Below are 10,735 nucleotides of genomic sequence, written 5' to 3' on the forward strand. Positions count from 1 at the left end.
CGAGGATTATTGATCCTGAAACTCGGCAGCGCGCTCGACATAGCCCTGGTACTGGGGAATGGCGATGGCGGCGACGATGCCGCTGATGGGGATCAGCAGGAACAACCAGGCCAGCACCTTGACTGCCGTGCTGTTGGGGGGCGGTGGCGGGCCGTAGCGGTTGACGCCCTGGGTGCCGGGGATGATCAGCAGCAGCAGGGCGAACACGCTGCCGACGAGCGGGATCAGGTGCACCAGCAGCAGCCAGCCGGACCAGCCGATGTCATGCAGACGCTGCACGCCGATGAAGATGCCGATCACCACAGCAGCAATACTGACGATGCCCAGCGCCAACATGGCCAGGGTCGAGGACATCGCGGCGAGGCCGGTACCGATCAACATGATCGGGATGAAACACAGCGTCATCGCCATCAGCCAGCCCAGATAACGCACGCGGCCGATCCGGCCGCTGACGCCGAGGACCTTGAGCTCGGAGTACTGCGGCAACTGCTCGGCGACATTTGCCTGGGGTGGCGCGTAGGGCGATGCAGTCGCAGCGACGGGAGCTGGGGCAGGAGCCGCCTCGGCCAGTTGTGCCTGGCGGGCGAGGTATTTGTCGATGATGATGCCGCAGGCGCAGCACTCGCTCGCCTTGGCTTGCTCATGGCCACATTTGGGGCAGGTCATGTTCGAGGTAGCGGCCTCCATGGCCTGCTCGGTTTCGGCTTCGGTCGGCACCAGGCTCAGGCTGGCGGCCTGATCCAGCTCCTTGCGCACCTTGGCGCCCGCCTTTTGCAGCGCGTTGAGGTACTGCTCCGCCTCGCCTTCGCCCAGATCACGCTTGAGCGCCACCGGCGTTCCGCTGAACAGACTGTCGATACGAGCAAGGTCGCTCTTGAACAGGCGGGCCAGGTTTGTCTTGACCATTTCCAACGATGCTTCGGGCATCAGTTGGCCGTCGAACACGATCTTGTAGCGCGGTTGATTCATGCGAGCTTCCTTGTCGGCGGGAAGTGGGAGGGAGCGAAGCGCCCGTTGAGCAACAGGCGAGGCATAAGCCTAGAGTGCCGCGAGGCCAATATACAAGCGGCCTGACGCGCCGCTCATGGCTATTTTTCAGGCGTTGCCTATTGTGCTCCAGCGGCCGACCAGTTGGCCGCGGCGCAGTAGACGTATTTCGCTGAAATCGCCCAGCACACCTTCGCTGATCGCGGGGCGCAGAAATACCCAGTCGTTGCTCGTCAGTCGTGTGCCTTCACCCCCCGTCAGGCGCTCCTGATTGGCGCTACGGCCGTAGAGTTCGTCGTAGTCGAGCCCGACCGGTGAGACGGGCTGCGCCGGCCAGCGACCGCCGTAGAGGTAGTAGGCGTTCTTGCGGTTGGGGTTCCAGGCGCCGATCAGGGGCTGGAGCGGTTGCAGATAGGGCAGGCCGCCGTCGACCACCTTGAGTACGGGGCTGGCGATCCACAGGGCTGGCTGATGCTCGGCCAGCAGTGGCGTGTCGAACTCTGCGGGCTTGAGCAGGGCGGAACCGACGGCGACTTCATTGAGCGAAGTCTCCTGCTGGCTGTGCAGCAGGTAGGTCAGGCTGCCAGCACCGTTGAGCAGCGGCTTTGCTGGCCAAAGATCGCTGAACCCCTGAGCGCTGCTGAGCAATTGTCGATAGCGCGCATCGCTCTCGCTGAATGCTCGCAGCTGATTCTGCCAGGGTGGGCTGTGCGCGACATGTGCGTCATAACCCATCAGCCCCTGCAGTCGCAGTGCCGGCTGCTGACGAAGCTGCTGCAGCGCCTCAGCCAGCGCCTGCGGCGTGGCGAAACCGCCGCGTTCCAGGCCAAGGTCGATTTCCAGCGCGATGCGCAGCGGTCGCCCCAGCGCCTTGGCCAGTTCACTGTATTGCATCAGGCGTTGCTGGCTGTCGATCAGCCAGGTCACCTGGCGGTCAGGATCGAAATCCAGGTGGTGCGCAAGCTGGCGATAGAAGTTCAGCGCGGCGGCGACCGGCATGGGTTTGCCAAGCAGCAGGTCGGCCTGGGCAAAGCTCCTGGCCAGGCGGTTCAGTTGCGGCTGATGAAAGACCATGAAGCGCTGGGTCTGCAGACGCTTGGCCAGGTACTCCAGCAGACCGGTGCTGGCCAGTGACTTGGTGACCAGGCGCAGCGGGAGGCGGCCGCCCAGTCTGGCAGCCAGCAGGTCGGCGTTGGCGTCGAGGCGATCGAGATCGAGCAGCAGGGTGGGGATGCCCTCGCCATCGCGCTGCAGTTGCCGGTTGAGTTCGGCGAAGTAGGCGTCATGCTCGCGACCCCGATCGGCCGGGCGCAGCGCCCAGCCACCGAGCAGGCCGAGCGCGCCCAGCCCCAGCAGGTGGCGACGTTTCATCGCGGCCAGCGTTGCCCCAGCTGTTGGCTACGTGTCAGTGCGGCGCGATATTCGTGGTCGAGTCGCGCTACCAGCTCCTGCACCGAAGGCAGGTCGTCGATGCCGCCAACGCCCTGGCCGGCCGACCAGACGGTTTTCCAGGCCTTGGCTTCTTCATCCATCGGCTTGAGTTTCTCGCCGTAGTTGATATCACCCTTGTTCTGCAGCTGTTTCAGGTCGTAGCCGGCCTGTTCCAGGCTCTGGCGCATGAAGCTGGCCGGCACGCCGGACACGGCGGGCGTGTGGATGATGTCGGCGGCCCGTGCGCCGATAATCATCGCCTTGTAATCGGCCGAGGCATTGTTCTCGGTCGTGGCGATGAAGCGGGTGCCCATATAGGCCAGGTCGGCACCGAGCAGCTGCGCGGCAAGCATTTCGTGGCCGTGGTTGAGGCAGCCGGACAGCAGTACGGTCTTGTCGAAGAACTGACGAATCTCAGCCAGCAGGGCGAAGGGACTCCAGGTGCCGGCGTGGCCGCCAGCGCCAGCTGCCACGGCGATCAGGCCGTCCACGCCGGCCTCGGCAGCTTTCTCGGCGTGGCGGCGAGTGGTCACGTCATGGAACACCAGGCCGCCATAGCTGTGCACGGCATCGACCACTTCCTTCACCGCGCCCAGGCTGGTGATGACGATGGGCACGCGCCGCTCGACGCAGATGGCCAGGTCTGCCTGCAGGCGCGGGTTGCTGTTATGCACGATCAGATTGACGGCGTAGGGCGCGGCGTTGCTCGCGAGGCTGGCTTCGATCTCGTCGAGCCAGGCGGCGAAACCGGCGCTCTCACGCTGGTTCAGGGCCGGAAAGCTGCCGACGATGCCGTTGTTGCAGCAGGCACTGACCAGCGCCGGGTTGGATACCAGAAACATCGGCGCAGCGACCAGAGGCAGGCGCAAGCGTTGTTCGAGCAGGGCAGGCAGAGACATGGCGAACTCCTCAGCAGGTTGTGGAAAAATGCAGGCGAGGCAGACATTGCAATACCGATGGCGGCCCCGCAAAAACAGGCGAAAAACGGCCGGGGTCGCGACCGACTTTACGCGTTGTAAATGAGCATTTTGATCGGACTCGCGCACGAGCCTGTTTTTAACGCAGCAATGGCAACTCAGGTAGTTTTTCAACGGCCTGCTAGAAGGGGCGGACGACGACCAGGATCACGATGCCCAGCAGGGCCAGCACCGGCGCTTCATTGAACCAACGATAGAACACGTGACTGCGGCTGTTCTCGCCGCGGGCAAAGCGCTTGAGCTGAGCGCCGCACAGATGGTGATAGATCACCAGGGCCACCACCAGCGTGAGCTTGGCGTGCATCCAGCCCTGGGTGAAGTAGTACGCCGAATTGAGGCTGAGCAACCCGATGCCCAGGCCCAGCGTGGCGATCATCGAGGGGATCATGATGCCGCGATACAGCTTGCGCTCCATGGTGCAGAAACGTTCGTGGCTGGCGGCGTCGCTGCTCATGGCGTGATAGACGAACAGACGCGGCAGATAGAACAGGCCGGCGAACCAGCAGACCATGGCGATGATGTGCAGAGCCTTGAGCCAGAGATAGAGCATTTTCGCTTCCCGCGCTGAAAAATGGCCTCGATAGTAGAGGCAGCCGACGGTCTGCGTCACCTCTGCGGTTGGAGCTTGGCCGATGCGGCTTTATCATCGGCAACTTTCCAATGGCTTTTGCAAAGGGGCATGTGATGATCAAGGTCGGTATCGTCGGCGGCACGGGCTACACCGGTGTCGAATTGCTGCGTCTGCTGGCGCAACACCCGCAGGCAGAGGTGACCGTGATCACTTCCCGTTCCGAGGCCGGCCTGCGCGTCGACGAGATGTACCCCAATCTGCGCGGCCACTACCCCGATCTCGCCTTCAGCGTGCCGGATGTCGTCACCCTGGGCGCCTGTGACGTGGTGTTCTTCGCCACCCCGCACGGCGTGGCCCATGCGCTGGCTGGCGAGTTGCTGGCTGCGGGTACGCGGGTAATCGACCTCTCCGCCGACTTCCGTCTGCAGGACGCCGAGGAGTGGGCCAAGTGGTACGGCCAGCCGCACGGCGCCCCCGAGCTGCTGAAAGAGGCGGTGTACGGTCTGCCCGAGGTCAACCGCGAGGCGATCAGGTCTGCGCGCCTGATTGCCGTGCCCGGCTGCTACCCGACCGCTACTCAGTTGGGTCTGATTCCGCTGCTCGAAGCCGGACTGGCTGAGACCGCTAGCCTGATCGCCGACTGCAAGAGCGGTGTCAGCGGTGCTGGCCGAGGCGCCAGCGTTGGCTCGCTGTTCTGTGAGGCCGGCGAGAGCATGAAGGCCTACGCGGTCAAGGGCCACCGTCACCTCCCGGAAATTCGTCAGGGTCTGCGCCAGGCCGCAGGCGGCGACGTCGGCCTGACCTTCGTCCCACACCTGACGCCGATGATTCGTGGCATTCACGCGACCCTCTATGCGCGCGTGGCCGATACCTCGGTCGATCTTCAGGCGCTGTTCGAGGAGCGTTACGCCGGCGAGCCCTTCGTCGATGTGATGCCGGCTGGCAGCCATCCGGAAACCCGGAGCGTGCGCGGAGGCAACGTTTGCCGCATCGCCGTGCACCGTCCGCAGGGCGGCGATCTGGTGGTGGTGCTGTCAGTGATCGACAACCTGGTCAAGGGGGCCTCCGGCCAGGCGGTGCAGAACATGAACATCCTCTTCGGTCTCGACGAGCGTCTCGGCTTGTCGCACGCGGCCCTGCTGCCGTGATACCGGGCTGGGAGGTCCGCCTCAGCGATCCTCGTCGCGAGCGCCGACGCCGTTGGCTGCAGCTGCTGCTGGTGCTCGCCCTGCCAGCGGCCTTTGCCCTGGGATGGTACTGGCCGCAGGCGCAACCTCAGCAGGCGCCCGAGGATACGCAGGCACTGCTGACTCGCCTTGCCGAACAGGAGCAGGAGCTGGAGTTGCTGCGCCAGCGCCTGGCGGTGGTCGGCAGTAGCGACAAGGTCACGCAGCAGGCCATGGAGCAGAGTCGTCGCACCATCAAGCTGCTGGAGGAGCAGATCTTCAAGCAACAACAGGATCTGGCTTTCTACAAAGGCGTGCTGGCACCTGCCAGTCGTCGAGAAGGCATTCGCATTCGCGCCTTTGAGCTGCAAGCCACGGACGTGTCGCAGCGATTCCGCTACAAGGTGCTGCTGAGTCGAGTCGGTACCAGTGATGAGGCCTTGCAGGGGCATTTGCGTATTACTGTCGAAGGGCAGCAGAACGGTAAGCCGGCCACGCTGGAGCTGGCAGCGCTGTCCGATGAGGTAAGCGAGAGCCGCATTGCGTTCTCCTTCAAGCACTTCCAGTCCTTCCCTGAAGCGGGGCGTTTCGGCGAGCTACAACTGCCCGAGGGCTTCGAGCCGCATCAGGTCAAGGTTCAGGCGGAGGTCGAGGGAGACAAGCCGCTGAGCCGTACATTCGAATGGATAAAATCAGGAGCGATAGCCACCCATGTGGAGTAAAGACAAGACCAAACCCGATTTGCAGCGCTTCAGCGGCAAGACCAGCCTGATTGCCGCTGGCGCCGAGCTGGTGGGCGACATGCGCTTTCAGGGCGCGGTGCAAGTGGATGGTCGGGTCACCGGTAATCTGCTGGCTACCGAAGGGCTGGTGCGCGTGAGTGCAGGCGGCCTGGTTGAAGGTGAGATACGGGCACCCCATATAGTGATCGATGGCGAGGTGAGTGGTGATGTATTCGCCAGCGGCCATCTTGAGCTGGGTTCACGCTCCCGGGTTCGCGGCAACCTGCATTACGGCCTGATGGAGATGGCCATGGGGGCGCAGATCGAGGGACGTCTCTGTCATATCAAGGATGGTGAGCGGCCACTCGAGCTTCCGGCTACGCTGGAAATCGAGCAATAGTTGACCAATTTTGTAGGGCAAGCGGATAATGCACGCCCAAAGCAGTATGGCGCATGGCGCCGGGAGTCCAGAATGAGCGTCGAAACCTTCACCCCTGCCCCCATGCACTTTACCCAAGGCGCGGCCAGCAAGGTGAAGAACCTGGTCGATGAAGAGGGTAATCCGCGCCTGAAGCTGCGCGTGTTCGTCACGGGCGGCGGCTGCTCGGGCTTTCAGTACGGTTTTACCTTCGATGAGGACGTGGCCGAGGATGACACCATCGTCGAGCGTGAAGGCGTGAGCCTGGTGGTCGATGCCATGAGCTTCCAGTATCTGGCTGGCTCCGAGGTCGACTATCAGGAAGGGCTGGAAGGTTCGCGTTTCGTGATCAAGAACCCCAATGCCACCACCACCTGTGGTTGCGGGTCGTCCTTCTCGATCTGAATGCTTCGCCTGATGACAGACGCCGCGCTCGATGCGCGGCGTTTTCGTTTTCAGGCCGGGTAGATCGCGCCGAGCACGCGCAGGCCTTTGGCGCCGGTCACGCTCGGGCGATTGCCAGCAATGCCCTCAAGCGCGCAATGTGCCAGCCAGGCGAAGGCCATGGCTTCGACCCAGTCCGGATCTACGCCCTCAGTCGCGGTGCTGCTCACCTCGGTTCCAGCCAGCATCTCGCGCAGGCGCTTCATCAGACACGCGTTGTGCGCGCCACCTCCACACACCAGCAGAGCATCCGTGTGAGCCTGCGCGTTGCGTAGGGCGCTGACGATACTGCATGCGGTGAGTTCTACCAGGGTGGCTTGAACGTCTTCGCTGGCCAGTCGCGACGATGCTTGCAGATGGCCAAGCAGCCAGTCGAGGTTGAACAGTTCGCGACCGGTACTCTTCGGTCCCTGGGTGGCGAAGAAGGGATCGCTCAGTAGTCGCGACAGCAACTCGGTGTTTACCTTGCCGCTGGATGCCCAGGCACCGTCACGGTCATAGGCCAGCCCCTGGCAGTGCTGAATCCAGGCATCGAGCAGAACGTTTCCGGGGCCGCTGTCGAATCCCAGAACTTCCTGGCCAGGTGAAAGCAGGCTGAGATTGCTGAAACCACCGACATTGAGCACGGCGATCTGTCGCTGGCCATTGCCGAACAGATCATGATGGAAGGCCGGGACCAGAGGAGCCCCCTGACCGCCGGCGGCCACATCGCGACGACGAAAGTCTGCGACCACGCAAATACCGGTGAGCTCGGCCAGCAGCGCCGGGTTGCCGATCTGGATGGTGAAGCCGCGCGCCGGTTCATGGCGCACCGTCTGGCCATGGCTGCCGATGGCGCGAATCTGCTGCGCGGTCAGGTTCTGTTGCTGCAGCAGTTCGTTGATAGCGGCAGCGGCCAGTTCCACCCAGCGCTGTTCTGCAATGGCTGCGCGTGCCAGTTCATCATTGCCAGAGGTGCACAGCGCCAGCAGGTCGCTACGCAGTTGTTCTGGCATGGGGCGGTAGAGCGTGGCGAGTAGGTGAGGGCGCTGATCCTGATCGATCAGCGCGATGTCCAGTCCGTCCAGGCTGGTGCCGGACATCACGCCAATATAGAGGGGCACGGCTTACTGCTGGTTGGCGGCTAGCATGGTGGCCTTTTCCTGGTCCATGCGTGCCATCAGCGGTTTGCTCAGTTGCATGAAGCGCGGCTTCTCGCTCGCTACAATGGGGTCTGCCATCGGCAGCTTCTGGCTGAGTGGGTCGACGTGTACGCCGTTGACCTGGAACTCATAGTGCAGGTGAGGGCCGGTGGAGAGCCCGGTAGTACCGATATAGCCGATGATCTGGCCTTGTTTGACGTTCGCACCGTTGCGAACACCTTTGGCAAAACCCTGCATGTGTGCGTAAAGGGTGCGATAGCGCTGGCCGTGCTGGATGATCACGGTATTGCCGTAGCCACCGTTACGCCCTGCCAGTGCTACGCGACCGTCACCGGCAGCCTTGATCGGCGTGCCGCGTGGTGCGGCATAGTCGACGCCCTTGTGTGCACGGATCTTGTTCAGGATCGGATGCTTGCGACCCGTGGAGAAGCGCGAGCTGATGCGAGCGAAGTCCACTGGCGTGCGGATGAACGCCTTGCGCATGCTTTCGCCATTGGCGTTGTAGTAGCTGGTGGTGCCCTGCTTGCTGGTGTAACGCACGGCGGTGTAGGTCTTGCCGCGATTGGTGAAACGCGCCGAAAGGATGTTGCCGGTGCCTACGGGCTTGCCGTTCACCACCTTCTCTTCGTAAATCACCTCGAACTCGTCACCTTCACGAATATCCATGGCGAAGTCGATGTCGTAGCCAAACACGTTGGCCAGGTCCATGGTCAGGCTATGAGACAGGCCCGCACGCTTGGCGGAAAGGAACAGCGAGCTGTTGATCACGCCGCGGCTGTATGCGGTGACCACCTCAGGCTTGATTTGATCACGCTCGAAGTCAAAGCCTTTATCGGTACGGCTGAGGCGAATGGTTTCCAGATCGTTGAGCTTACTCTGCAGATTCTTCAGCTTGCCGTCTTCGTTCAGCTCGAAGTCCAGCACCTGGCCCACTTTGAGACGGCTGAACTGCTTGGCGTCCTTGCTGCTATTGAGGGCTTCGTGCAGATCATTGGCGTTCAGACCGACCTTGGCGAACACGGTAGAAAGCGTATCGCCATTGCTGACCGTGATGTTGTGGTGGTTGGGGTCGGAAGGAGGAGTGGTGTCGGCTGTTTCTGGGAGGTCTTTGTCAGCGTCTGCTGCGCTGTTCGCGCTTTGCTCGATCTTGGCGAAGGGCGAAGCGGCGCCAGGCACTGGCTGTCCCGCTCGGAGATCGTCCTTTTCCTGCAGCACCTGCTCGGTATCGTTACCGAGATCCAGGTCGAGAAAGGTTTTCTGCGCTTCGACTTCACGCGAAGGAAACACCAGCAGAGCCAGGCTCAGCAGCGCAGCTACACCGCTAGCAGCCAGGATATGGCTTTTAGGGTAGGGCGGGGCTTTGGGAATATTTTGCGTCATGGCGTGAGGCGTTTTCTTGGAATGTGCATTAACTGTATAAAATATAACCAAAATCGGCTTGGGGCAACCCTTGACATGCCGAACGGGCGCTCAGGGCGCTTACCCTGGGCAAAACTTGTAATTAGTCCGCGATCTTGTATGGTTGGTTCCCTTTCAATTTCCAGTGGTTGCGGGTTCTGTCATGAAGTCGGTCGAAGAGCAGCTGGCGCTGATCAAGCGCGGTGCAGAAGAGGTTCTGGTTGAGGCTGAGCTGGTCGAAAAGCTCAAGCGTGGTCAGCCGCTGCGGGTCAAGGCGGGTTTCGACCCTACCGCGCCGGATCTGCATCTCGGTCACACCGTCCTTATTAATAAGCTGCGTCAGTTTCAGGAGCTCGGCCATCAGGTGATCTTCCTGATCGGCGACTTCACCGGAGTGATCGGTGATCCCAGCGGCAAGAGCGCTACCCGTCCGCCGCTGACCCGCGAGCAGGTTCTGGATAACGCCGAGACCTATAAACAGCAGGTTTTCAAGATTCTCGATCCGGCCAGGACCGAGGTGGCCTTCAACTCCACCTGGATGGATCGGATGGGGCCTGCCGATTTCATTCGTCTGACGTCGCAGTACACCGTGGCGCGCATGCTCGAGCGCGATGACTTCGACAAGCGCTATAGCAGCAACCAGCCGATCGCCATTCACGAGTTTCTCTACCCGCTGGTTCAGGGCTACGACTCCGTGGCGCTCAAGGCCGATGTCGAGCTGGGTGGTACCGATCAGAAGTTCAACCTGCTGATGGGACGCGAGTTGCAGCGCGCCTATGGTCAGGAGTCGCAGTGCATCGTCACCATGCCGTTGCTGGAAGGTCTCGATGGCGTGAAGAAGATGTCCAAGTCGTTGGGCAACTATGTCGGCATCCAGGAAGCGCCGGGCGTGATGTACAACAAGCTCGTCTCCATGCCTGATGCCCTGATGTGGCGTTACTTCGAGCTGCTCAGCTTCCGTTCCATGGAGGAGATCGAGCAGTTCAAGCGCGATGTCGAGCAGGGGGCGAACCCGCGTGACATCAAGATCAAGCTGGCTGAAGAGCTCGTTGCACGTTTCCATGGCGAAGAGGCGGCTGCCAATGCGCACCGCTCCGCAGGTAACCGCATGAAGGATGGCGAGCTGCCGGAGGATCTGCCCGAGGTCGAACTGCACTCGACTGAAGATATGCCGATCTCGTCCGTCCTTAATAAGGCAGGCCTGGTGAAGAATGCTGCGGTTGCTCGCGACCTGTTGGGTTCGGGCGGTGTGCGTGTCGATGGTGAAGTGGTTGATCGCACCTTCCTGTTCAGGCTGGGTTCGACTCACGTCTGTCAGGCCGGCAAGAAGGCCTTTGCGCGTATCGCCCTCAAGTCCGAGTCATAAAACTGCAATTTCTGCTTGACGTGCATTCTGCTGGCGGTAGAATGCGCGCCACTTCAGCGATGAAGCTCTTCAAAAACTTCTTGTTAATCAATAAGTTAAGTTTAAAAGAGGGG

General features: G+C 61.8%; 11 protein-coding genes. 5 read left to right on the forward strand and 6 right to left on the reverse strand.

Going from position 1 to position 10,735, the window contains the following annotated elements:
- Window positions 1-6 precede the first annotated feature (6 nt).
- The 4 genes from ACN0X6_RS11115 to hemJ form a co-directional block, all read right to left on the reverse strand.
- Window positions 7-969, reverse strand: a complete 963-nt coding sequence (locus ACN0X6_RS11115) for a DUF805 domain-containing protein (RefSeq protein WP_417703917.1) — start codon at window positions 967-969, stop codon at window positions 7-9.
- Window positions 970-1,095: 126 nt separating this feature from the next.
- Complete coding sequence (locus ACN0X6_RS11120) at window positions 1,096-2,358, reverse strand: alanine racemase (RefSeq protein ID WP_417703919.1); 1,263 nt, start codon at window positions 2,356-2,358, stop codon at window positions 1,096-1,098.
- Complete coding sequence (locus ACN0X6_RS11125) at window positions 2,355-3,317, reverse strand: NAD(P)H-dependent flavin oxidoreductase (RefSeq protein ID WP_417703921.1); 963 nt, start codon at window positions 3,315-3,317, stop codon at window positions 2,355-2,357. The genes ACN0X6_RS11120 and ACN0X6_RS11125 overlap by 4 nt, the downstream gene beginning before the upstream one ends.
- A gap of 199 nt (window positions 3,318-3,516) precedes the next feature.
- Window positions 3,517-3,945, reverse strand: coding sequence for a protoporphyrinogen oxidase HemJ (gene hemJ / locus ACN0X6_RS11130; protein ID WP_417703922.1), 429 nt, complete (start codon window positions 3,943-3,945; stop codon window positions 3,517-3,519).
- Window positions 3,946-4,079: 134 nt separating this feature from the next.
- Between hemJ and argC the strand changes: the two genes are divergently transcribed.
- The 4 genes from argC (at window position 4,080) to erpA (ending at window position 6,677) form a co-directional block, all read left to right on the forward strand.
- Window positions 4,080-5,114: an N-acetyl-gamma-glutamyl-phosphate reductase gene (gene argC / locus ACN0X6_RS11135; RefSeq protein WP_417703924.1), complete on the forward strand. Its 1,035-nt coding sequence runs from the start codon at window positions 4,080-4,082 to the stop codon at window positions 5,112-5,114.
- Window positions 5,111-5,854, forward strand: coding sequence for a DUF6776 family protein (locus ACN0X6_RS11140; RefSeq protein WP_417703925.1), 744 nt, complete (start codon window positions 5,111-5,113; stop codon window positions 5,852-5,854). Before argC ends, ACN0X6_RS11140 begins: the two co-directional genes overlap by 4 nt.
- Window positions 5,844-6,254 (forward strand): bactofilin family protein, encoded by a 411-nt coding sequence (locus ACN0X6_RS11145; RefSeq protein ID WP_417703927.1) that lies wholly within the window; start codon window positions 5,844-5,846, stop codon window positions 6,252-6,254. The genes ACN0X6_RS11140 and ACN0X6_RS11145 overlap by 11 nt, the downstream gene beginning before the upstream one ends.
- A 72-nt stretch (window positions 6,255-6,326) precedes the next feature.
- On the forward strand, window positions 6,327-6,677 hold the full coding sequence (erpA, locus tag ACN0X6_RS11150) for an iron-sulfur cluster insertion protein ErpA (RefSeq protein WP_160019897.1): 351 nt from the start codon (window positions 6,327-6,329) through the stop codon (window positions 6,675-6,677).
- 50 nt (window positions 6,678-6,727) lie between these two features.
- Here erpA and ACN0X6_RS11155 read toward each other — a convergent pair whose 3' ends face one another.
- Both ACN0X6_RS11155 and ACN0X6_RS11160 read right to left on the reverse strand, forming a co-directional pair.
- Window positions 6,728-7,819, reverse strand: coding sequence for an anhydro-N-acetylmuramic acid kinase (locus ACN0X6_RS11155; protein WP_417703928.1), 1,092 nt, complete (start codon window positions 7,817-7,819; stop codon window positions 6,728-6,730).
- Between the two features lie 3 nt (window positions 7,820-7,822).
- Window positions 7,823-9,238, reverse strand: a complete 1,416-nt coding sequence (locus ACN0X6_RS11160) for a peptidoglycan DD-metalloendopeptidase family protein (RefSeq protein WP_417703930.1) — start codon at window positions 9,236-9,238, stop codon at window positions 7,823-7,825.
- 181 nt (window positions 9,239-9,419) lie between these two features.
- Here ACN0X6_RS11160 and tyrS point away from each other — a divergent pair, with 181 nt between their 5' ends.
- The gene (gene tyrS, locus ACN0X6_RS11165; RefSeq protein ID WP_417703932.1) at window positions 9,420-10,622 is read left to right on the forward strand and encodes a tyrosine--tRNA ligase; all 1,203 of its coding nucleotides are present in this window, start codon (window positions 9,420-9,422) and stop codon (window positions 10,620-10,622) included.
- Window positions 10,623-10,735: the final 113 nt, after the last annotated feature.

Origin of the sequence: Pseudomonas sp., assembly GCF_048269965.1 — a bacterium.
Taxonomy (GTDB): Bacteria; Pseudomonadota; Gammaproteobacteria; order Pseudomonadales; family Pseudomonadaceae; genus Aquipseudomonas.

Coding starts and splice junctions, on each gene's coding strand:
- ACN0X6_RS11115 (WP_417703917.1), bottom strand. CDS start 969: ATGAATCAACCGCGCTACAAGATCGTGTTCGACGGCCAACTGATGCCC.
- ACN0X6_RS11120 (WP_417703919.1), bottom strand. CDS start 2,358: ATGAAACGTCGCCACCTGCTGGGGCTGGGCGCGCTCGGCCTGCTCGGT.
- ACN0X6_RS11125 (WP_417703921.1), bottom strand. CDS start 3,317: ATGTCTCTGCCTGCCCTGCTCGAACAACGCTTGCGCCTGCCTCTGGTC.
- hemJ (WP_417703922.1), bottom strand. CDS start 3,945: ATGCTCTATCTCTGGCTCAAGGCTCTGCACATCATCGCCATGGTCTGC.
- argC (WP_417703924.1), top strand. CDS start 4,080: ATGATCAAGGTCGGTATCGTCGGCGGCACGGGCTACACCGGTGTCGAA.
- ACN0X6_RS11145 (WP_417703927.1), top strand. CDS start 5,844: ATGTGGAGTAAAGACAAGACCAAACCCGATTTGCAGCGCTTCAGCGGC.
- erpA (WP_160019897.1), top strand. CDS start 6,327: ATGAGCGTCGAAACCTTCACCCCTGCCCCCATGCACTTTACCCAAGGC.
- ACN0X6_RS11160 (WP_417703930.1), bottom strand. CDS start 9,238: ATGACGCAAAATATTCCCAAAGCCCCGCCCTACCCTAAAAGCCATATC.
- tyrS (WP_417703932.1), top strand. CDS start 9,420: ATGAAGTCGGTCGAAGAGCAGCTGGCGCTGATCAAGCGCGGTGCAGAA.